Source organism: uncultured Brevundimonas sp. (genome assembly GCF_963977465.1).
Lineage (GTDB): Bacteria > Pseudomonadota > Alphaproteobacteria > Caulobacterales > Caulobacteraceae > Brevundimonas.
On the sequence record NZ_CAXBOQ010000001.1, the window covers coordinates 392879 to 414490 of the forward strand.

General features: G+C 66.0%; 24 protein-coding genes. 18 read left to right on the forward strand and 6 right to left on the reverse strand.

The window, feature by feature from the left end; genetic code table 11:
* The first annotated feature begins 48 nt into the window (after positions 1–48).
* Together dapA and smpB are read left to right on the forward strand one after the other, a co-directional pair.
* Positions 49–933: a 4-hydroxy-tetrahydrodipicolinate synthase gene (gene dapA / locus AAC067_RS02100; RefSeq protein WP_339929070.1), complete on the forward strand. Its 885-nt coding sequence runs from the start codon at positions 49–51 to the stop codon at positions 931–933.
* A complete protein-coding gene (smpB, locus tag AAC067_RS02105; RefSeq protein WP_339929072.1) occupies positions 933–1403 on the forward strand; it encodes an SsrA-binding protein SmpB in 471 nt (156 codons plus the stop codon). The genes dapA and smpB overlap by 1 nt, the downstream gene beginning before the upstream one ends.
* Here smpB and AAC067_RS02110 read toward each other — a convergent pair whose 3' ends face one another.
* From AAC067_RS02110 to AAC067_RS02120, 3 genes are all read right to left on the reverse strand, one after another.
* Positions 1404–1574 carry a hypothetical protein gene (locus tag AAC067_RS02110; protein ID WP_339929074.1) on the reverse strand — a complete coding sequence of 57 codons (171 nt, stop codon included), beginning with the start codon at positions 1572–1574 and terminating at the stop codon, positions 1404–1406.
* A 168-nt stretch (positions 1575–1742) separates the two neighbouring features.
* Entirely contained in the window at positions 1743–2387 is a 645-nt protein-coding gene (locus AAC067_RS02115; protein ID WP_339929076.1) for a uracil-DNA glycosylase, read from the reverse strand.
* Complete coding sequence (locus AAC067_RS02120; RefSeq protein ID WP_339929762.1) at positions 2384–2965, reverse strand: NYN domain-containing protein; 582 nt, start codon at positions 2963–2965, stop codon at positions 2384–2386. Before AAC067_RS02120 ends, AAC067_RS02115 begins: the two co-directional genes overlap by 4 nt.
* Here AAC067_RS02120 and folK point away from each other — a divergent pair.
* The 13 genes from folK (at position 2964) to recO (ending at position 14364) form a co-directional block, all read left to right on the forward strand.
* Positions 2964–3545: a 2-amino-4-hydroxy-6-hydroxymethyldihydropteridine diphosphokinase gene (gene folK / locus AAC067_RS02125; RefSeq protein ID WP_339929078.1), complete on the forward strand. Its 582-nt coding sequence runs from the start codon at positions 2964–2966 to the stop codon at positions 3543–3545. The two genes, AAC067_RS02120 and folK, sit on opposite strands and share 2 nt — an antisense overlap.
* 103 nt (positions 3546–3648) lie before the next feature.
* Positions 3649–4008, forward strand: a complete 360-nt coding sequence (gene rpoZ, locus AAC067_RS02130) for a DNA-directed RNA polymerase subunit omega (RefSeq protein ID WP_339929080.1) — start codon at positions 3649–3651, stop codon at positions 4006–4008.
* A 191-nt stretch (positions 4009–4199) separates the two neighbouring features.
* Positions 4200–6293 (forward strand): bifunctional (p)ppGpp synthetase/guanosine-3',5'-bis(diphosphate) 3'-pyrophosphohydrolase, encoded by a 2094-nt coding sequence (locus tag AAC067_RS02135; protein WP_339929082.1) that lies wholly within the window; start codon positions 4200–4202, stop codon positions 6291–6293.
* A gap of 38 nt (positions 6294–6331) precedes the next feature.
* Complete coding sequence (pyrE, locus tag AAC067_RS02140; protein WP_339929084.1) at positions 6332–6922, forward strand: orotate phosphoribosyltransferase; 591 nt, start codon at positions 6332–6334, stop codon at positions 6920–6922.
* Between the two features lie 4 nt (positions 6923–6926).
* Positions 6927–7667: a pyridoxine 5'-phosphate synthase gene (locus AAC067_RS02145; RefSeq protein WP_339929086.1), complete on the forward strand. Its 741-nt coding sequence runs from the start codon at positions 6927–6929 to the stop codon at positions 7665–7667.
* Positions 7664–8065 carry a holo-ACP synthase gene (gene acpS, locus AAC067_RS02150; RefSeq protein ID WP_339929088.1) on the forward strand — a complete coding sequence of 134 codons (402 nt, stop codon included), beginning with the start codon at positions 7664–7666 and terminating at the stop codon, positions 8063–8065. The genes AAC067_RS02145 and acpS overlap by 4 nt, the downstream gene beginning before the upstream one ends.
* A 408-nt stretch (positions 8066–8473) precedes the next feature.
* Entirely contained in the window at positions 8474–9370 is an 897-nt protein-coding gene (lepB, locus tag AAC067_RS02155) for a signal peptidase I (protein WP_339929764.1), read from the forward strand.
* A complete protein-coding gene (gene rnc, locus AAC067_RS02160; RefSeq protein ID WP_339929090.1) occupies positions 9370–10086 on the forward strand; it encodes a ribonuclease III in 717 nt (238 codons plus the stop codon). Before lepB ends, rnc begins: the two co-directional genes overlap by 1 nt.
* Positions 10083–11036, forward strand: coding sequence for a GTPase Era (era, locus tag AAC067_RS02165; RefSeq protein ID WP_339929092.1), 954 nt, complete (start codon positions 10083–10085; stop codon positions 11034–11036). The genes rnc and era overlap by 4 nt, the downstream gene beginning before the upstream one ends.
* A complete protein-coding gene (locus AAC067_RS02170; RefSeq protein ID WP_339929094.1) occupies positions 11036–11704 on the forward strand; it encodes a DsbA family protein in 669 nt (222 codons plus the stop codon). Before era ends, AAC067_RS02170 begins: the two co-directional genes overlap by 1 nt.
* A gap of 48 nt (positions 11705–11752) precedes the next feature.
* Entirely contained in the window at positions 11753–12994 is a 1242-nt protein-coding gene (locus tag AAC067_RS02175; RefSeq protein WP_339929096.1) for a serine hydrolase domain-containing protein, read from the forward strand.
* A 156-nt stretch (positions 12995–13150) separates the two neighbouring features.
* The gene (locus AAC067_RS02180; protein ID WP_339929097.1) at positions 13151–13633 is read left to right on the forward strand and encodes a nuclear transport factor 2 family protein; all 483 of its coding nucleotides are present in this window, start codon (positions 13151–13153) and stop codon (positions 13631–13633) included.
* Positions 13633–14364: a DNA repair protein RecO gene (gene recO / locus AAC067_RS02185; RefSeq protein ID WP_339929098.1), complete on the forward strand. Its 732-nt coding sequence runs from the start codon at positions 13633–13635 to the stop codon at positions 14362–14364. The genes AAC067_RS02180 and recO overlap by 1 nt, the downstream gene beginning before the upstream one ends.
* Before the next feature lie 6 nt (positions 14365–14370).
* On the opposite strand, the gene AAC067_RS02190 is transcribed toward recO, so the two are convergent.
* Positions 14371–15615 (reverse strand): mechanosensitive ion channel family protein, encoded by a 1245-nt coding sequence (locus AAC067_RS02190; protein ID WP_339929100.1) that lies wholly within the window; start codon positions 15613–15615, stop codon positions 14371–14373.
* 152 nt (positions 15616–15767) lie between these two features.
* On the opposite strand from AAC067_RS02190, the gene parC reads away from it, so the two are divergent.
* The 3 genes from parC to AAC067_RS02205 all read left to right on the forward strand — a co-directional run bounded on the left by parC (position 15768) and on the right by AAC067_RS02205 (position 19718).
* Entirely contained in the window at positions 15768–17969 is a 2202-nt protein-coding gene (parC, locus tag AAC067_RS02195) for a DNA topoisomerase IV subunit A (RefSeq protein WP_339929102.1), read from the forward strand.
* A gap of 84 nt (positions 17970–18053) precedes the next feature.
* Positions 18054–18623, forward strand: coding sequence for a LemA family protein (locus AAC067_RS02200; protein WP_339929104.1), 570 nt, complete (start codon positions 18054–18056; stop codon positions 18621–18623).
* A gap of 12 nt (positions 18624–18635) precedes the next feature.
* Entirely contained in the window at positions 18636–19718 is a 1083-nt protein-coding gene (locus AAC067_RS02205) for a M48 family metallopeptidase (RefSeq protein ID WP_339929105.1), read from the forward strand.
* A gap of 22 nt (positions 19719–19740) precedes the next feature.
* On the opposite strand, the gene AAC067_RS02210 is transcribed toward AAC067_RS02205, so the two are convergent.
* Positions 19741–20514, reverse strand: a complete 774-nt coding sequence (locus AAC067_RS02210; RefSeq protein ID WP_339929106.1) for an arginyltransferase — start codon at positions 20512–20514, stop codon at positions 19741–19743.
* A 126-nt stretch (positions 20515–20640) separates the two neighbouring features.
* The gene (locus AAC067_RS02215; RefSeq protein ID WP_339929107.1) at positions 20641–21543 is read right to left on the reverse strand and encodes a flagellar motor protein MotB; all 903 of its coding nucleotides are present in this window, start codon (positions 21541–21543) and stop codon (positions 20641–20643) included.
* Positions 21544–21612: the final 69 nt, after the last annotated feature.

A 21612-nucleotide genomic window follows, 5' to 3' on the forward strand; every position in this document is an offset into this window, starting at 1 on the left:
TCTTATCTGGCGACAGCCGCCCGACTTCCACGCAGGACCATCGTTTCAATGACCGTCCCTTTGTTCAAGGGTGTGATCACCGCCCTGATCACACCACTTCGTGACGGAAACGTGGACGAAAGTGCGTTCGAGCGTCTGGTTGAACGCCAGATCGCTGCGGGGGTTCACGGACTCGTGCCGATGGGGACCACGGGCGAGAGCGCGACCCTGCATCCGGACGAGCATATGCGCGTCGTTGAACTGTGCGTGAAGGTCGCCGCCGGGCGGGTCCGGGTCATCGCCGGGGCTGGATCTACCGCCACTGACAAGGCGATCGAACTGGTCCGCCATGCCAAGACCGTTGGGGCGGACGGGGCGCTGGTGGTCACCCCCTATTACAACCGGCCGTCACAGACGGGTCTGGCCCTGCATTATGAGGCGATCGCCGAAGCGGTGCAGTTGCCGGTGCTGCTGTACAATGTGCCGTCGAGGACCGGCGTCGATCTGGCCAACGAGACGGTGGCCCGGCTGGCGGCCCATCCCAATATCGTCGGCATCAAGGATGCCACCGGCGACATGGTCCGACCCAGCTGGATGCGCGCCAATATTGATGCGCCTTTCGATCTGATCTCGGGCGATGATTGCAGTTGCCTGGGCCTGATGGCGCTGGGCGGGGCGGGGGTGATCTCGGTCACATCCAATGTCGCGCCCGAAGCCATGGTCGCCCTGTATGAGGCCTTCGCCAGCGGAGACCTGGCCACGGCGCGCTCGTGGCAGGACCGGCTGATCGGCCTGCACCGGGCGCTGTTCCTCGATAATTCCCCGGCTCCGGCGAAATACGCCCTGGCCCGTCTGGGCCTGTGCGACGAGTCCGTACGCCTGCCCCTGTCCCCGACCGCCGACGCGGTAAAGCCGGCGATCGACCGGGCCCTTGCGGCTGCGGGAGTGATCTGATGGCGTCCGAACAGCCCAAGACCAAGCTGATCGCCGAGAACCGGCGGGCGCGGTACGACTATTTTCTCGAGGATTTCATCGAGGCCGGCATCCAGCTGCTGGGCACCGAGATCAAGTCGCTGCGCTCGGGGCGAGCCAATATCGCTGAAAGCTATGCGGCGGTGGAGGGGCGGGAGATCGTGTTGGTCAATGCCGACATCCCGCCATACCAACAGGCCTATCGCTTCAATCACGAGCCGCGCCGGCACCGGAAGCTGCTGCTGCACCGCAAGCAGATCGACAAGTTGATCGGGGCCGTCCAGCGCGAGGGGCGGACGATCATTCCGGTGAAATTGTACTTGAACGAGGCTGGCAAGGCCAAGCTGGAGATTGCCCTGGCCAAGGGCAAAAAACTTCACGACAAGCGCGAGAACGAAGCGGCGCGGGACTGGCAGCGCGACAAGGCCAGGCTCATGCGAGACAAGGGCTAATCAGGCGGACGGCGCGCTCATGACCGGACGCGCGTCCAGAATGCCGGGGCTGGCGGCGACGTTAAAGGCATCGGTGCCGTAGGGGCCGAGCGACGGCGGGCTCAAACTCTGACCGACGGTCAGGCCGAGAACGGTCACCAGTACCGTCAGGACCAGGGCGATGACGGCCACGCGCCGTTCCGTCGCTGAAAACACTCGATCCGATCTGCGCATCATATCCTCCCGGTTCCTCACCCGATCAGAGAACGTGATCACAGCCGGGCTGTTCCCGGCGATTTCGCCGGAATCGTCGTCGCCCGCGCCCGACGTGGCGCGGGCGACACAGGTAGGTCTAGCGGATCAGCCCTCGATCAGGGCCCGGGCGCGGCGGAAGACGGTCTCGAACATCTCCGGTGTCAGCCGCCCTGTGTTCGTGTTGAGGCGGGAGCAGTGGTAGCTGTTGAGCAGGATGTAGTCGCGGACCGGGGCCTCGACGCCATGACCCGGAGCCACGGCCGAGACCGGCAGGTCGAGTGCCTTGAGCACATTGCGCCGCGATACGTCACCGAGGGTCACGATCACCCTGAGACGGGGCAGGGCGGCCAGACGCGACACGAGGAAGGGACGGCAGGTGGCCTCCTCGACAGGAAGCGGCTTGTTGCCGGGTGGGGCACAGCGCACGGCATTGGTGACCATACAGTCGACCAGTTGCAGGCTGTCGTCGGACCGGGCCTCGAACTCACCGGAGGCAAACCCCGTCTTCTTCAGCGTCTCATAGAGTAGCCAGCCGGCGTGATCGCCGGTGAAGGGCCGGCCGGTGCGATTGGCCCCGGTGCGACCGGGCGCGAGACCGACGATCAGCAAGCGCGCCTGCGGATCCCCGAACGAGGGCGCAGCCCCGTTGAACCAGTCCGGATTCTCCCGGGCATTGACCCCGCGATAGGCGACCAGTCGCGGACACAGCGGGCAGTTGCGGGGCGGATCGGGCGGGACGACGAAATTCATGTCTCGGGCTCCGGCGGGAAGGTCCGCACCGACGGTGGCGTCGCCGGGGCGCGCGGCCGTCCGAACTCGGCAATCAGTTCGGCCAGTTCGATGAAGTCATCGGCCTGCCGCCGCAGCTCGTCGGCGATGTGGGGCGGTTGAACCTTCAGCGTCGAGACCACGGTGACGCGCACGCCACGGGCCTGGACGGCTTCGACGACCCGACGGAAATCGCCGTCGCCTGAGAAGAGAACGGCGTGATCGATGTGCGGGGCCAATTCCAGCATGTCGACTGCGATCTCGATATCCATATTGCCCTTGATCCGGGCCTGCCCCTGACCGTCGGTGAAGCGCTTGGCCGGCTTGGTCACCACGCGAAAGCCGTTGTAGTCGAGGAAGTCGATCAGCGGCCGGATCGGCGAGAACTCTTCGCCCTCCACCACGGCCGTGTAATAATAGGCCCTCGTCAGCACGGCCCGGTCGCGGAACGACTCGACCATCTTCCTGAAGTCGAGATCGGCATTCAGGGCGCGGACCGACGAATAGAGGTTGGCCCCGTCGATGAAGAGGGCGACGCGATCGGTCGGATACAGGGTCATGAACACGGACGTCCCCAAAACGAACGGCCCGGTGTCCGTCAAAATCGACGGCGGGCTGGATCTGGATGCCGCAGTCATCGTTGCGCTGGGCAGCAATGACAAGGGGGTCTGGCCGAGCTGCCGCGACGGACTCCAGGCGGCACTCGCTCGATTCCGCGTCGAAGGGCTGGATGTCGTGGCACAGTCGTCATGGTGGCATTCCAGCGCCTGGCCCGATCCGACGGACCCGCCCTTCCTCAACGGCGTGGTGATTGTTCGTACCGCCCTGGACCCGCACGATGTAATGGCTGCCCTGGGGCGGATCGAGGAGGCGTTCGGGCGGCAGAGAGGGCCACGCAACGGTCCACGAACGCTGGATCTTGACCTGATCGCCTATGGTCGTATCCGCGGAGACCTGAACGGACTGATCCTGCCTCACCCGCGGGCGGCCGAGCGGTTGTTCGTGATGGGGCCGCTGGCCGAGATCGCGCCGGATTGGCTGCATCCGGAGGGCGCAGGTCGGGCGGCGGACCTGGCCACGACGGCACCCGTTGGACGGGACGCCCGGTCGATTCCGGATGACGCTGCGTCACAACGGTAGTTGCCGCCGACAGAAACATTGCCTCATTCCCGCCCATGCGGCGTTGCACAATCACGCGTAACGCTCTATTTTGTTCGGTTCTCCCCGTCGCTAGAGGATTTTCATGGCCCGCGTAACTGTCGAAGACTGCATCGAGAAGGTACCGAACCGTTTCGGACTGGTTCTGCTGGCCGGTAATCGCGCCCGCGCGATCGCCAATGGCGCGCCGCTGACCCTCGATCGGGACAATGACAAGAACCCGGTCGTCGCCTTGCGCGAACTGGCCGACGACATGGTCAAGCCGGACGAGCTGCGCGAGACCATCATCGTCACCCTGCAGCGCGTCGACGAGCGTACCGAGGCCGAGGATGAAGCCGAGGTCGTGGCCCTGCTGGCCGAACCGCAGCACATGAACATGGCCGAGGCCGAGCTGATCCGTGCGCTGCAAAGCGACCGCGACGGCGGCCAGGAGGAGCGATACTGACGGCTGAGTCCGCCAACGGTATCACCATCCTGCCGGCGCGGTCTTCCAAGGCCGCGACGTCTCCCGAAACTGCCAATCGAAACGATCCTGCGCCTGCGGGCGACGACGCTGCGCCGCGGCGCGTCCCGATCCTGCGTCAATTCGAACTGATTGAGGCCGTCAAGGCCTACGACCCGACTGCCGACGAGGCGTTGCTCAATCGCGCCTACGTCTATGCGATGAAGATGCACGGTTCGCAGTTGCGAGCGTCCGGCGATCCCTATTTCGCCCATCCCATCCAGGTCGCCGGCATCCTGACCGACTACAAGCTGGATACGGCCAGCATCGTCACGGCCCTGCTGCACGACGTGGTCGAGGACACCTCGGCCACCCGCGACGACATCGCGGCCATGTTCGGCGAGGAGGTCGCCTCCCTGGTCGAGGGGGTCACCAAGCTGAGCCGGCTGGAACTGCAGGCGGAGCACACCCGCCAGGCCGAGAACCTGCGCAAATTCATCCTCGCCATTTCCAAGGATGTCCGCGTCCTGCTGGTGAAGCTGGCCGACCGTCTGCACAACATGCGGACGCTGAAATATGTCAAACCGGAGAAGCGCGAGCGCATCAGCCGCGAGACCCTGGAGGTCTATGCGCCGCTGGGTCGGTCGATCGGTATCCATTCGATCGCGTCAGAACTGGAAGAACTGGCGTTCGAACATCTGAACCCCACGGCCCGCACCGCGATCGAGCGACGACTGGAGGCGCTGAAGCTGGAGCACGGCCGCGCTATCGACGGCGTCTCGCGCGATGTGGAAAAGGTCCTGGCCGAGGCGGGGGTCAAGGCGCACGTGTTCGGTCGGCAGAAGACGCCCTATTCAATCTGGCGCAAGCTGCAGCGCAAGTCGGTCGGCTTTTCGTCCCTGTCCGACATCTACGGCTTCAGGGTCGTCGTGATGAGCGAGGACGACTGCTACCGGGCGCTGGGCGTCATTCACCGGGCCTGGCCCGTGGTGCCGGAACGATTCAAGGATTTCATCTCGACGCCCAAGTCGAACAACTACCGCTCGCTGCACACCACGGTCGTAGGGCCGTCAGGTCTACGCATCGAGATGCAGCTCCGCACCGAGGCCATGGACCGGGTCGCCGAGGACGGGGTGGCGGCGCACTGGGCCTACAAGAACAAGAGCTATGGCTTCGATCAGGAAGCGATGGAGCGCGACGGCGGGCGCGACCCGCTGCAGAACCTGCGTCATCTGGTTCAGGTGATCGAGCACGGCGAGGGCGGCGAGGACTGGGTCGAGCACGCCAAGCTGGAAATGTATCTCGACCAGGTGTTCGTGTTCACGCCCAAGGGGGCGCTGATCACCCTGCCGCGCGGCGGTATGGCGCTGGACTTCGCCTATGCGGTTCACACCGAGGTCGGTGACACCGCCGTGGGGGTCAAGGTCAACGGCGAGCTGAAGCCGATGCGGACCCAGCTCCAGAACGGCGACGTGGTCGAGGTTATCCGCGGAGCCAAGCGCGAGATTCCGGCCGACTGGCGCTCGCTGACCGTCACCGGTCGGGCCCGCTCGGCCATCCGCCGTCATATTCGAACCAGCGAGCGCGACGAGTTCCAGAAGCTGGGCAAGGCGACGCTGGAACAGACCCTGGCGCGCGGGGAAAAGCTGCTGGCCGAGGTGACCCTGACCCCGGTGCTGGAGACCATGGCCATCGCCAATGACGATGACCTGTTTGAGGCCATCGGCCGCGGCCAACTGTCCGCCGGCAAGGTGGCCGAGACCCTGTTCCCGGCTTTAAAGGGGCGGATGAAGGCCGGACCGGACCGGCGGCGCATTGTCGATGAACAGGCCCGCCTGTTCGTGCGCGGTGGCGGCCTGACCCCGGGCGTCAGCGTTCATTTCGGCCAGTGTTGTTCGCCGGTGCCGGGCGACCGCATCGTCGGCATCCTCGGGGAGGACGTCGGCCTGACCGTCCACACCATCGATTGCCAGAGGCTGGCGGATTACGCCGACGATGATTCGGTCTGGCAGGACCTGCAGTGGACGGCGCATGCGGAACAGGGCGCTGTGGCTGCGGCCCGGCTGCACGCCACCATCAAGAACGCCCCGGGCGTCCTCGGCGAGGTCGCAACCCTGATCGGGGAGGCCGGCGGCAATATCCTCAACCTGATAATGAGCCTCCGACAGCAGGACTTCTTCGACGTCATCATCGATGTCGAGGTCGAGGACGCCAAACACGCCACCACCATCATGGCCGCGCTGAGAGCCAATCCCTCGGTGGATACGGTCGAACGGCCACGGGGTTAGGCCTTGCGGCGCGGACCAGTCCCGTTATGACGACCCCCATGACCTCAGAAGACGTATTGAACGAGTTCCGCGCCGTGGGTGCCCTGCGTGAGGGGCATTTCGTGCTGTCGTCCGGCCTGCACAGCCCGGTCTTCCTGCAGAAGAACCTGGTATTCATGGACACCGCGCGCTGCGAGCGGCTGTGCAAGGCGCTGGCGCAGAAGATCATCGCCGCCGTCGGGCCGGTCGATGTAGCCATTTCCCCGGCCGTGGGCGGTATCATCCCCGGCTATGAAACGGCCCGGCATCTGGGCGTGCCCTCGATGTATGTCGAGCGTGAGGGCGGGACCTTCAAACTTCGCCGCGGCTTTCAGGTCGAGCCGGGCCAGAAGGTGGTGATGGTCGAGGACATCGTCACCACGGGGCTGAGTTCGCGCGAATGTATCGCCGCGATCAAGGCGGCCGGCGGCGACGTCGTGGCCGCGGCCTGTATCGTCGATCGCTCGGGTGGGCGGGCCGACGTCGGCGTGCCCCTGATCGCCCTTGCGACGCTGGACGTGCCAGCCTGGCCGGCCGATGCCCTGCCACCCGAACTGGCGGCCCTGCCGGTTGAGGACCCCGGCAGTCGCCGTCTGGCCAAACAGGGTTGAGACGATGAGCGAACGGGTCCGGCTGGGCGTTAATATCGACCATGTGGCCACGGTGCGGAACGCCCGGGGCGGCAGCCACCCTGATCCGGTGCGCGCGGCCCGTGTCGCCCTCGCGGCCGGCGGTGACGGCATCACTGCCCATCTGCGCGAGGATCGTCGGCATATTACGGACCGGGACATCGAGGCTCTGAGCGCGCTTTGCGCCGAGGCTGGTCGTCCGCTCAATCTTGAAATGGCCCTGACGGAGGAGATGCTGGCCATCGCCCTGCGCCACCGGCCTCACGCGGCCTGTCTGGTGCCCGAACGGCGCGAGGAGGTCACGACCGAGGGCGGGCTGAACGTCGTCGCCCAGGCCGACGACATGGCCCGCGCCGCCGGGACGCTGTCCGCGGCCGGCATCCGGGTATCGCTGTTCATCGATCCGGACGTGGAACAGGTCAAAGCCTCGGCCGCGGTCGGGGCCCAGGTGATCGAGCTGCACACCGGTCGGTTCTGTCATGCCGTCGGCGACGCCCACGGGGTCGAATTCCGGCGTCTAGCCGAGGCGGCGCGCCTGGGTCACAGCCTCGGGCTGGAGGTGCATGCCGGGCACGGCCTGAACTATGAGACCGCGGCCGAGGTGCTGGCCATTCCCGAGATTCGCGAGCTCAATATCGGCCATTTCCTGATCGGTGAAGCCGTCTTCATCGGCCTCGACGCCGCGGTCGGGCGGATGCGGACCGTGATGGACGGAATCACCGCGTGATCATCGGCATCGGCACAGACCTGTGCGACATCCGCCGCATCCAGACCTCGCTCAACCGGTTCGGCGACCGCTTCAAGCAGCGCTGCTTCACCGAGCTGGAGCGCACCCGCTCGGATCGCAAGCCCGATCCCGCGTGGAGCTATGCCAAACGGTTTGCGGCCAAGGAGGCCTGCGCCAAGGCCCTGGGGACCGGCATGCGGTCGGACGTCTACTGGCGGGACATGGGTGTGGCGAACCGCCCCAGTGGCCAGCCCACCATGGCCCTGACCGGCAATGCCGCCCGGCATCTGGAACAACTGATTCCAGCCGGTCATGAGGCGCGGATTCACCTGACGCTGAGCGACGAACACCCGTACGCACTCGCCTTCGTGGTGATCGAAGCCTTGCCGCTGGCTTAATCACGTTATACCCGTTTCGCGGTCAAAGACCGTGCACAACGGCTGGGGGACAGGGGTCACATGAGCGACGAACACAAGACCGACGACGCACACGACACGCACGCTGCGCCCGACGCGCACGATGCGCATGACTCCGACCATCATGACGCGCCCCCGGCGACGGCTGATGACGCGCATTCGGCTGAACCTGCTGCGGATGAACCGGCCCACGCACCGGTCGAGACCGCGGACCACGGTCCCGACGATCATGCCGCCCATGACGACCACGCTCCGGCTGAAGCCGGACACCCTGACCAGGACACCCATGCCGCTCATGATGATCATGGTCCCGATCACAGTCACGAGACTCCGGCCGAAGCCGTCCACCACGAGCCTGTCGCTCACCCTGACGAAACGTCGGACCACAACATGAGCGACGCCGCCCCCGTGGCCGCCGCGGCTGTGGCCGCGACCGCCGCATCCGCCAAGCCGCCCGTGTGGAGCGACCACGGCGACGCGCCGTTCGAGGAGTCCGAGCCGGTGACCCCGCCCCCCTCGAAAAAGGGCAAGAAGGCCAGCAAGACCTCCGACGGCGGCAATGAGTTCGTCGAGATTGTGAAGACGATCGTCTTCGCCCTGCTGATCGCCCTGGTGCTGCGGGTGTTCCTGTTCCAGCCCTTCACCATTCCGTCGGCCTCGATGGAGCCCAACCTCTATGAGGGCGACTACATCGTCGTGACCAAGTGGAGCTACGGCTACTCCAAACACTCCATTCCGGGGAGCCCGGGTCTGTTCAACGGCCGGATCCTGGAGCGCGGACCGCAGCGTGGCGACATCGCCGTGTTCAAGCTGCCGGCCGATAACAAGACCGACTACATCAAGCGCGTCATCGGCCTGCCGGGTGACCGGATCCAGATGATCAACAACCGGCTGTACCTGAACGGCACGATCGTGCCGGACGTGGTGCTGGGCCAGGCTGAAGAAGCCGACGCCTATGGCCCGCGTCCGGTGACGCGACTGGTCGAGACCCTGCCCGGTGGCCGGGAGTTCACCATCAATGATTTCGGCCCCGGCTTCCCGCTGGACAATACCGAGGTCTTCACCGTCCCGGCCGGCCACTATTTCATGATGGGCGACAATCGCGACAACTCGGTCGACAGTCGTGAACACCCCGAGCGCGGCGGCGTCGGCCTGGTTCCGGCCGAGAACCTGATCGGCAAGGCCCAGATCATCCTGTTCTCCTGGTCACCGGGGGCCTCCCTGTGGGATCCCATCAGCTGGTTCAGCAAGCTGCGTCCGAGCCGGTTCTTTACCGTTCTGGAGTGATGGCCAATCTGCGGGCCGAGGCGGTCGCTGAACTCACGCGCCGTCTTGGCCACGTCTTCCACGACCCGGCCTTGCTGGAGCGGGCCCTGACCCATGCCAGCGTCGGGGAGGGGGCGGTGCGTGATGCCGCCGGTCGGCCGATCCGCGACAACCAGCGTTTTGAGTTCCTGGGCGACCGGGTGCTGGGTTTGCTGGTGGCTGAAAAGCTGATGCGCGACTTTCCCGAGGCCGATGAGGGCGACATGTCCTCGCGCCTGCACAGTCTGGTCGACAAGGTCGCCTGTGCCCGCGTGGCCGAGAGTCTGGGCGTCGGACCGGCCATGCGCCTGTCGGCCGGGGAATCCAAACAGGGCGGCCGCCGGCGTGAGAGCGTGCTGGGCGACGCCATGGAGGCCATTCTGGCCGCCGTCTATTTCGACGGCGGACTGGATGCCGCTCGCCGGGTCTTCGACTCCAGTTGGGCGGCGGAATTCCAGGCGACCCCGACCCGGGCCGTGACCAATCCTAAATCGACGCTGCAGGAATGGGCCCTGAAGCTGGGCCGCGCCCTGCCGACCTATCGCGTGGTGGACCGCAGTGGCTCCGATCATGCCCCGACCTTTACGGTCGAAGCCGTGGTAGAAGGCGTCGAAGCCTTGACCGCGACCGGACGATCACGTCAGGAGGCGGAGAAGGCGGCCGCAACGGCCCTTTTGAAACGCGAAGGCTTGATTTGACCGATACCGAAAACCCCAACCAGCACGCCGGCTTTGCCGCCATCATCGGCGCGCCGAACGCCGGGAAGTCGACGCTGGTCAATCGGCTGACGGGGTCGAAGGTCTCGATCGTCACCCAGAAGGTTCAGACCACGCGCTTTCCGGTACGCGGTATCGCCATCGAGGGCGATGCGCAGATCGTACTGGTCGATACGCCCGGCATCTTCACGCCGCGCCGCCGTCTGGACCGGGCCATGGTCGCCGCCGCCTGGGGCGGAGCCCAGGACGCCGATGTGGTCGTGCACCTGATTGATGCGGCCTCGCACATCGCATCGGAAGGCAAGGACGGCACGCCGGCCGACCGCCGCTCGGCCGAAGACACCGAAACCATCATCGCCAATCTCAAGGCGACCGGGGTCCAGGTCATCCTGGCCCTGAACAAGATCGACGGCATGCGCCGCGACACCCTGCTGGCCCTGTCCCATGCCCTGTTCGAAACCGGCGTCTATTCCGAGGTCTATATGATCTCTGCCCTGAGCGGCGACGGTGTCGACGACCTGAAACAGCGGCTGGCCCGCGGAATGCCGAAGGGCCACTGGCTGTATCCCGAAGACCAGAGCGCCGATGTGCCGATCCGGGTGCTGGCCGCCGAAATCACGCGTGAGAAGCTGTATCTGCGGGTCCACGAGGAACTGCCCTATTCGGCGGCGGTCGAGACCACGGCCTTTGACGAAAAGCCGGACGGCTCGGTGCGGATCGAGCAGACCGTCTATGTCGAGCGCGAGAGCCAGCGGCCGATCATCATCGGCAAGGGCGGCCAGACCCTGAAATGGATCGGCCAGAAGTCGCGCGAGGAACTGACCCTGCTGCTGGACCGTCAGGTCCATCTGTTCGTCACGGTCAAGGTCGATCCGAAATGGCAGGACAGCAAGGCGCTGTACGCCCAGTTCGGTCTGGACTTCAACGCCTGATGGCCGCCGGGCAGACACCGGCCCCGGTCGACTTCTATTTCTCGTTTCGCAGTCCCTATTCCTATCTCGCGGTGCGTCAGGTCCGGGCCATAACGGCCGAGCACGCGCTGGACGTCACCCTGCGCGTGGTGCGGCCGCTGGCCGTCCGCGATCCGGACTTCTTCAAGACGGTCAATCCGATGTGGCCGCCCTATCTGTTCCGGGACGTGACCCGGATCGCCGAGCGTCTGGCGTTGCCATTTCGCTGGCCGCGACCGGACCCGGTCGTGCAGGATCTGGCCAGCGGCACCATCGCTGCCGACCAGCCGTATATTGGCCGGCTAAGCCGGCTTGGCGTGCTGGCCGCTGAACAGGGCGTCGGGCTGGCCTATGTCGAGGCGGTCTCACACCTGATCTGGTCCGGTGAGGTCGACGGCTGGGACCAGGGCGATCACCTGGCCCGGGCGGCGGTCGCGGCCGGACTGGAGCCGGAAGCGCTTGAGGCGCAGGCTGTGGCCGAGTCCGAGCGGCTGGACGCGGTGCTGCAGACCCATGAAGCGGCCCAGGCGACGGCGGGACACTGGGGTGTGCCGTTGTTCGTCTACCGGGACGAGCCCTTCTTCGGTCAGGATCGTCTGCCAGACCTGCTGTGGCGCATCGCGCAGAATCGCCGGACTGAAGCGGATTGAGCAAGGCCGCCCGCAGGGTACGCCGGGTCGTAAGAGAGTAGACGTTACGTGTTCCATGTTCCCCGTCACGCCGGTGGCCATCCCCGACTGACCATGGCCCTGATTGCGGTTACCGTACTGGGCGCGGCGGTCGTGTCCGGCATCGCCTCGAGCCGACCGGTCGCCACCGAACCATCAATCGAGGCTCTGGCCGCGGTGCCACGGCCCCCGGTCCAGGTGGTCCAGACCCTGCCCGAACTGACGGAAGCTCTGGACCGTGTGTCACGCGGCGGCCGCGGGTTCAGCGGGGCCGTGCTGGTCGCGCGCGGTGATCAGGTCCTGTTCCGTCAGATCTATGGCATGGCCGACCACGCACGCGACAAGCCACTGGCTCTGGACTCCCGGTTCCGGCTCGCGTCGGTCAGCAAGCAGTTCACCGCCGCTGCCATTCTGAAGCTGCAGGATGAGGGGGTGCTGTCGGTCTATGATCCCCTGTGCAAATGGATCCAGCCCTGTCCCGCCGCCTGGGAACCGATCCGCCTGCACCATCTTCTGGCCCACACCTCGGGCGTGCCTGACCTGATGGCCCGTCCCGCCTGGGGGCTGCAGCGGGTCACGCCCGCCACCGTCGCGGAACTGACCGAGGCCTCCAGACAGTACCGGCTACAGTTCCCTCCCGGTTCCAAGGTTCGCTACGACAATGCCGGCTACAATCTGCTGGGGGCCGTGGTCGAGCGGGCGTCCGGCCTGCCGCTGGCCACCTATCTGCAGCGCACCTTCTTCACGCCACTGGGCATGAAGGACACCGGCTCTGACGCCGACGGCAAGGCCCGGGACCTGGTCACGGGCTATGCCCATTTTCCCGGCGGCCTGACGCCGCAGAACGACGCCAATGTCAGCATCGTCTTCGCCGCCGGGGCGCTGTATTCGACGCTGGACGACATGCTGGTCTGGGAACGGGCCCTGCATCACGGACGGGTCGTCAGTCCCCGGTCCTATGCGCAGATGATCGCGGATCACGCTCCGGACAGCACGCCAAAAGAGCGCGGCCGGGTCCGACGCGACTGGGGCTTCGGCCTGTTCACCAACAGCCTGGGCCGTCGGGTTCGCCCCGCCTTCGAGGATCGGCAAATCTATCATACCGGCAGCTGGTCGGGGTTCCGCAACCTGGTGACCTACCAGCCGGACGACGATGTCACGGTGATCGTCCTGTCCAACAATTATCACCAGCGTGAGCAGGTCTTTCTGATCAGCCAGCAGGCCGTGGCCGAAGTCCTGGGGCGACCGTTCCCGACGACATTGGCGCGCTGAGATCCCGGATTTCTGAACGCCGAATCGACACAGGCCCGGCCGCGACGACATGGACAAAAACCGGGACAGGCAGGACAAAAGGCGCGACATCAGACACATCCTGTATTCGGCCGACCGAACCGCCCGGAATTCGCGCCAATCGACGGAGGCACGCCCATGTTCGTCCTGATCGCCACCCTGATGCTGACTGCCGCGCCGCAGACGGCTGACACCGCCGAACAGGCGGCCGTGTCCATCGTGATTGACCGGATGCATGCAGCGGCGTCCCGGGCCGACGGCGCTGACTATTTCGCCCAGTTCACGCCGGACGCGCGCTTCATCGGCACCGACTCCGGCGAGCGCTGGTCGTTGGTCGCCTTCCGCGCCTATGCTGAACCGTTTTTCGCGCGCGGTCAGGGCTGGACCTATGTGCCGCATGACCGGGTGGTGACGATCGCCCCGATCGCCTGCCGCTGCGTGGCCTGGTTCGACGAGCGACTCGACAATGCCAGCTATGGCGAGACGCGCGGTTCCGGCGTGCTGCGCCTGACCGACGACGGCTGGAAGATCGAACAATATGTGCTGAGCTTCGCCGTGCCCAACGACGCGGCCCGGGATGTGGTCGCCCTGATCCGCCAGCAAACGGTTACCCCCGACTGATGGACTTCAACGAAGAAGCCTTCGTCCTGTCGGCCCGGGGGCACGGCGACACCGGGGTGGTCGCCGAACTGCTGACCGAAACGCACGGCCGTCGCGCCGCCTATGTGGCGGGTGGGGCGTCGCGTCGGATGAAGCCGTTCCTGCAGCCTGGAGCCCGGGTCATCGTCGACTACCGGGCGCGGACCTCGGACCATCTGGGCTCGGCGCGGCTGGAGCCGGTGGGCGAGGGGCCCAGCGCCCTGTTCGAGGATTCGATGGCCCTGACCGGACTGGCCGCCGCCGCCGCAGTGGCGCAGGGGGCGCTGCCCGAGCGCGAGCCGCATCCGGGGGCCTTTATGGCCTTCGAGGCGCTGATGGCGGCGTTTGCGATCCCCGAGGTCTGGCCGGCCATCTTTGTGCGGTTCGAGGCGGGGTTGCTGGAGGACCTGGGATTCGGCCTCGACCTGTCCAGCTGCGCCGTCAGCGGGACGATGGATGATCTGGTCTGGGTCAGTCCGCGCACCGGGCGGGCGGTCAGCCGCGACTCCGGCGCGCCCTATGCCGACAAGCTGCTGGTGCTGCCGCCGTTCATGCTGGGCGCGCAGGCGGGTTTGGGGCCAGGCGATGTCGGGGCCGGACTGGCCCTGACCGGGCATTTTCTCGAACAGTTCGTGTTCCACCCGCAGAACCGGCCGATCCCGTCGGCCCGGGTCTGGATGATCGACAAGCTGGGGGACGCGGGGCGGCTCTGACCCGCGTCAGGTTGCCGCCGGTTCCCTCGGCGGACCCGCACCAAGCCGGACGAAGTCTCGTCCGCTGGGCTGCTGGTACAGCTGCAGGCCGAACTCCGGCAGGATGGCGATCAGATGGTCGAAAATATCGGCCTGGATGCCCTCATACGCGACCCACGAGGTGGTCGCGGTGAAACAGTAGATCTCCAGCGGCAGGCCCTGCGGCGTCGGGTCCAGCTGGCGCACCATCTGGGTCATGCCCTGGTGGATGCCGGAATGGGCCTTCAGATAGGAGGCGACATAGGCGCGGAAGGTGCCAAGATTGGTGACACGGCGCGCGTTGACTGAGTCCCGGCCTGCCTCCACCATCCGGGCGTTCCAGGCTTCCAGCTCGTCCTGCTTGCTCTCCAGATAGTCGTCGATCAGGGCGAAGCGCCGCATCCGCTCACGTTCCTCAGGCTCGAGGAAGCGCACGCTGGTCTGGTCGATCAGCAGGGCCCGCATGATGCGCCGCCCGCCGGACTCCTCCATGCCGCGCCAGTTCTTGAAGCTTTCGTTGATCAGCTTCCAGGTCGGGATGGTGGTGATGGTCTTGTCCCAGTTCTGAACCTTGACCGTATGCAGGGCGATGTCGATCACGTCACCGTCGGCGTTCAGTTCGGGCATTTCGATCCAGTCGCCGACGCGCAGCATGTCGTTTGAGGTCAGTTGCACGGAGGCGACCAGCGACAGGATGGTGTCCTTGAACACCAGCATCAGGATCGCCGCCATCGCACCCATGCCGGACAGCAGCAGCAACGGCGACCGATCGATCAGCGTGGCCAGGATCAGGATCGTGGCGATCACGAACAGAATGATCTTGACGACCTGGAGATAGCCCTTGATCGGGCGGCTGGCGGCCTCTGGCCGACGCGAATAGACGGTGTTCACCAGCGTCAGCGCGGCAGCAATCGCCATCACCACGGTCAAGATGATGAAGGCGGCGGCGACGTTACGGGTTACCAGCATCACGGCGGGCGGCAGATGCGGCACAGCCTGGACGCCCTGATAGACGATGAACGCCGGCACGATCCGCGCCAGCCGCACCGACACGGGCCGCAGCGACTCGCTGACCTGGTTCAGGCCCATTCGCGACAACCCGTGGCGGATCGCTCTCAGCAGGACCTCATTGGTGATCCATTGAGACAGGAGGGCGGCCGCGACGAGGGCGGCCAGCCCCGCGGCCAGGGCGGCGAGGGGATGGACGTCAAAATAGGTAATGGCCGCGTCCATGAAGTCACTTCGGCTGTGGGGAGGAGGTCCAGCCTAGCATCCGGGTGGCGGGGCTGGCCAACCCTGTGTATCCACAGTCGCGCGCCCCCGGATGAGCGCAATCGGGCGCGCTGCCCTAGACTCGGCGACCTGCTTCCCTGATTCGAAAGCCCATGACCGTTCACACTCCGACGCCCGAGGGCGGCCGCATTATCGATGAACCGATGAGCGAGGCGCTGTCGCAGCGCTATCTGGCCTATGCCCTGTCGACCATTACCAACCGCGCCCTGCCGGACGTGCGCGACGGCTTCAAGCCGGTGCACCGGCGCATCCTGTACGCCATGCACCAGATGCGGCTGAACCCGCAGGCGGCGGCGCGCAAATGCGCCAAGGTCGTCGGTGAGGTGATGGGCGGCTATCACCCGCACGGCGACGCCTCGATCTATGAGGCGCTGGTGCGGCTGGCCCAGGATTTCGCCCAACGCTATCCGCTGGTCGACGGTCAGGGCAATTTCGGCAACATCGACGGCGATAGCGCCGCGGCCATGCGGTACACCGAGTGCAAGCTGACCTCGGCGGCGACCCTGCTGCTGGAAGGTATCGATCAGGACGCGGTCGATTTCCGCGCCACCTACGACGACCAGGACGAGGAGCCGGTCGTCCTGCCCGCGGGCTTCCCCAATCTGCTGGCCAACGGCTCATCAGGCATCGCCGTCGGCATGGCCACCTCGATCCCGCCGCACAATGTCGGCGAACTGATCGACGCCTGTATGGTGCTGCTGGAGCGGCCGGAGGCGACGACCGAGGAACTGGCCACCATCGTGCCGGGGCCGGACTTTCCGACCGGCGGTGTGGCGGTCGAGGGCCATGCCTCGATCCTCGACGCCTATGAGACCGGGCGCGGTGGCGTGCGGCTGCGGGCGCGCTGGGAGACCGAGGATCTGGGCCGGGGCGTGTGGCGCATCATCGTCACCGAGATGCCCTATCAGGTGCAGAAGAGCCGGCTGATCGAGGCGCTGGCCGACCTGATCGAGCACAAGAAGGCCCCGCTGCTGGGTGATGTGCGCGACGAGTCGGCCGAGGACATCCGGCTGGTGCTGGAACCCAAGAGCCGCACGGTCGAGCCCGAGGTGCTGATGGAGAGCCTGTTCAAGCTCTCGGACCTCGAGGTGCGCTTCCCGGTCAACATGAATGTGCTGGATGCCAGCGGCACGCCGCGGGTCATGGGGCTGAAGGCCTGCCTGCAGGCCTTCCTCGATCACCGTCGTGACGTGCTGATCCGGCGTTCGCACTGGCGCATCGACCGGGTCGAGAAGCGGCTGCACCTGCTGGAAGGGCTGCGGATCGTCTTCCTCAACCTCGACGAGGTGATCCGGATCGTCCGCGAGGAGGAACAGCCCAAGGCGGTGCTGATAGCCCGCTTCGGCCTGACGGAACTGCAGGCTGACTTCATCCTCGACACCCGACTGCGCCAGCTGGCGCGGATCGAGGAAATGACGATCGAGAAGGAATACAAGGCGCTGGCTGAGGAACTGGCGGCGTTGCAGGCGCTGTCGTTGTCGCCGGCCAAACAGTGGAAGACCATCGGCAAGGAGCTGGAACTGGTGCGCAAGGCGCTGGTCTCGCCGCGTCGGACCACGATCGCCGAGGCTGTCGACGCCTCGGCCTATGCCCCGGCCGAAGCCTTCATTCCCCGTGAGGCAATCACCGTCATCCTGTCCGAGCGCGGCTGGATCCGGGCGGCCAAAGGCAAGGTCGAGGATCCGTCCGAACTGAAATTCAAGGAAGGCGATGCGCTGGCCTTCCTCGAGCCGGCCTTCACCACGGACAAGCTGCTGGTCGCGGCGTCGGACGGGCGGATATTCACTATCGGGGCCGACAAGCTGGCGTCCGGGCGCGGGCACGGGGAACCGCTGCGGCTGATGATCGACCTCGACGAAAGCGCCGGGATCATCGCTGTGCTGGCGCATCAGCCGGGCGCGAAGCTGCTGATGGCCTCGAAGGCCGGCTATGGCTTCATCGCGCCAGAGGATGACCTTCTGGCCCAGAAGCGCGGTGGCAGACAGGTGCTGAACGGCGAATTGCTGGCGGCGCTGCGGGTCACCGGCGATCATGTGGCGACCCTGGGTGAGAACCTGAAGGCCCTGATCTTCCCGCTGGCGGAACTGCCCGAAATGGGCCGCGGCAAGGGGGTCAAGCTGCAGTCCTACAAACAGGGCGGGCTGCAGGGCCTGACCGTGTTCGACGCCGAGACCGGTCCGGAATGGGCTGACGGCGGCGGGCGCAGACGCAACTGGCCCGACTGGAAGGACTGGCTGGGCAAACGGGCCGGTGCCGGCCGGATGGGACCAAGGGGTCTGCGTAAATTTCGCTGATTATGGCCAAGGTGACGCGGATTTCATTGGAGACGGTCGCCCGGACGCGCGATACTGACGGTTGAAGTCTGGAGGACCATTCACATGACCACCCTGATCGTCGTCGGCGTCATCGTCGTCGTTCTGCTGTTCGTCGTCGTCGGTGCCTACAACCGGCTGGTGGCACTGGATCAGTCGGCCAACCAGTCGTTCGCCGACATCGATGTGCAGCTGAAGCAGCGCCAGGACCTGATCCCCAATCTGGTGGATACGGTCAAAGGCTATGCGACCCATGAAAAGAGCACGCTGGACGCGGTGATCCAGGCCCGCAACGCGGCGACCTCGGCCGATTCCGTCAATGACAAGGTCCAGGCCGAGAACATGTTGAGCGGCGCGCTGGGCAAGCTGTTTGCCCTGTCGGAGGCCTATCCGGACCTCAAGGCCAACACCAATTTCCTGCAGCTGCAGGCCGACCTGTCGGACATCGAGAACAAGCTGGCCGCAGCACGTCGCTTCTTCAACAATGCCGTCAGCGAGTTCAACGCGGTGCGTCGCCAGTTCCCGACCGTCGTGTTCGCCGGCATGTTCGGCTTCGGCTCGGACAAGCCGTTCTTCGACGTTGGGGAGGGTGAGCGGGCCACGATGTCGGCCGCCCCACCCAAGGTCAGCTTCTAGGAGCCTTGAGCTTTGGCTGCCGTCGGACTCAAGACCCATATCTGGGCCAATAATACCCGGTCAGTCCTGCTACTGGCCGGGTTTCCCCTGCTGATGATCGGCATCCTGTACGGGGTGCAGCTGATCCTGATGGGGATGGGCATCATTGAGGGCACGGGCGGCACACTGGGGGACGACATGGCCCGGGCCGGCGCGATGCTGGGCTGGACCGTGCCGATGGCCTTCGTCATCGCCGCCATCTGGTTCGCCATCGCCTATTTCGGCAGCCAGACGATGATCGATGTGATCACCGGGGCCCGCAAGGTCGAGCGGAAGGTCGAGCCCGAACTCTACAATCTGCTCGAAAATCTGGCGATCTCGCGCGGGATGAAGACGCCGACCCTGCGGATCATCGAGACCGAGGGCATGAATGCCTATGCCTCAGGCCTGCACGAGGGCCGCTACAGCGTCACCGTGACCCGCGGCCTAATGCAGGCGATGGACCGCGACGAACTGGAGGCGGTGCTGGCGCACGAGATGACCCACGTCATCAACAAGGACGTGCGGACGATGGTGATCGCCTCGATCTTCGCCGGGATCATCAGTGTCATCGCCGAACTGGTGGTGCGCAGCCTGTTCTTCTCGCGCGGCGGGGGCCGGAACAACAAGAATGCCGGACCGCTGATCCTGATCGGCATCGCCATCGCGGCGGTCGGGTTCGGCCTGGCCATCTTCATCCGCATGATGCTGTCGCGGACGCGGGAATATGTCGCTGACGCCGGGTCGGTGGAGCTGACCAAGAACCCTGACGCGATGATCGCAGCCCTGCGCAAGATCGAGGGACGCTCGAATGTGCGCGCGCCGGACGAGGTGCAGCTGATGTTCCTCGACAACCAGCCGGACGGGCGGGGACTGGAAGGGCTGTTCGCCACCCATCCGTCGATCGACAAACGCGTTGCCGCCCTGGTGAAATTCGGCGGCGGCCGCGATCCGGGTCCGTGGCAGGCCCCGGTTCAGGACCCGACGCCGGGTACCGCATCAGGTCCGTGGGGGACGGCAGAGCCGGCCGCACCTCCGCCATCGCCATTCGGCACTTCGGTCCCGCCCAGCCGCTGAGGCGATGTCGTCGCGGACCGGCCTAGCTTTCTTCGCTGTCCACAGCCGGTGTGTCTGCAAGAGCCGGCAGGCGCTGCCAGCCGAACCGGGTCAGGGCGTCCATCGGCCGGAAGCGCGACTTGTAGTCCATCTTCTGTGAGCCGCGGACCCAGTAGCCCAGATAGACAAACGGCAGGCGCACGATGGCGGCCTGGCGCAGGTGGTCGAGGATGGCGAAGACCCCGAGGCTACGCCGCTCCAAGTCCGGGTCAAAGAAGCTGTAGACCATCGACAGACCGTCCCCGAGCAGGTCGGTCAGACTGACCCCGACCAGGTCGCCGGGCCCGCCGTCGGGCGAGGGCAGGCGGTACTCGATCAGATGGGTGCGGACCGCCGTGTCCTCGATCATGGCGACATAGTCGAGCCAGCCCATGTCGGTCATGCCGCCGGCCGGATGGCGACGGTGCAGGTAGCGGCGCAGCAGGTCGAACTGCTCGGTCGTGGCTTCGGCCTCAACCAGATCGCGGGACAGATCGGCGTTCCGGGACAGAACCTTGCGGTGGGATCTTGAGAAACTGAATTCATCGACCGGCAACCGGACCGACACACAGGCATCGCAGGTTTCGCACGCCGGGCGATAGGCGATGTTCTGGCTGCGGCGGAACCCCGCCTGGGTCAGTTCGTCATTGACCCACGCCCCGTCACTGAACGGCAGGTTGGCGAACACCTTCCGCTCGGTCTGGCCCGGCAGATAGGGGCAGGGCGCGGTCGCCGTCATGAAGAAGCGAAGCTGACGCTGTGGGATATGCTGGGTCACGGCCCTAGGTCCGCACCGGAATCCGACGAGATTTTGACTGCAGGCCATCCATGGCCCGATCAGGCGACAGCTTGCGGTCGGACGCAAGGGGGTTCTCGCGCCAGCCGAAGCGGTAGCGCGCCCGGGTCACAGGCTGGTGTCCGATGGCAGGACCGGGGCCTCGCGCAGCAGGATGATGGCGATGCGGCGGTTACCGGCCAGGGTAGGGTCGTCCGGATAGAGCGGGTCGGAGCCCGCCTTGCCCGAGACCTGATAGACGCGGTCGGGATCGACCCCGGCCGTCTGCAGGATCAGACGCGACGCATCGGCACGGGACGAGGACAGGGTCCAGTCGGCCGGGCCGGTGGCGCGGTTGCTGCCGGGCGCGGCACTGGTGTGGCCGGTCACCGAAATGCGGTTGGGCAGCTGGTTGATGACCCGGGAAATGGCCCGCAGCAGGATCTGGGCGCGCGGGTTGGGACGGGCCGAGTTGGTCTCGAACATCGAGCGGCCTTCCTGGTCGACCAGCTGGATACGCAGGCCCTCAGGGGTCTGGTCAACGATCAGCTGTTTCGACAGCTCGGCCAGTTCCGGCATCGACTGCATGGCCTGACGCAGCGAGGCAGCGGCGCTGGCGAAATCGGCCGCCTCGCGCCGGGCGATCTCCTCGCGCAGTTCGGCTTCGCTGGCGGCGGCGAGATTGCTGCTCTGGCCCGCTTCGGGCGGCGCGTCCTGCGGGGCCTCGGGGGCGAGCTGGGTGACGACCGACATGGACCCGGAGCCCTTGCCACCGTCATCGCCGAGCGACGTGCCGCCAAGGATGCCGCCTGAGCCGGACGTCGTCTGGGACACGCTGGCCGGAGCGAAATATTCGGCAATGCCGCGCTTCTGCTCCGGATCGGTCATGTTGATCAGCCACATGAGCAGGAAGAAGGCCATCATCGCCGTCACGAAGTCGGCGTAGGCGACCTTCCAGGCACCGCCGTGGTGGCCACCGGCGACGACCTTCTTGATCTTCTTGATCAGGATCGGGCGGTCGCTCATGGACATGGTCGGGCTGCTCTTAACGCTGTTCGTTAGGCGTAAAATCGGCCCTCGACGTTAAGAAGCGGTTTTCAT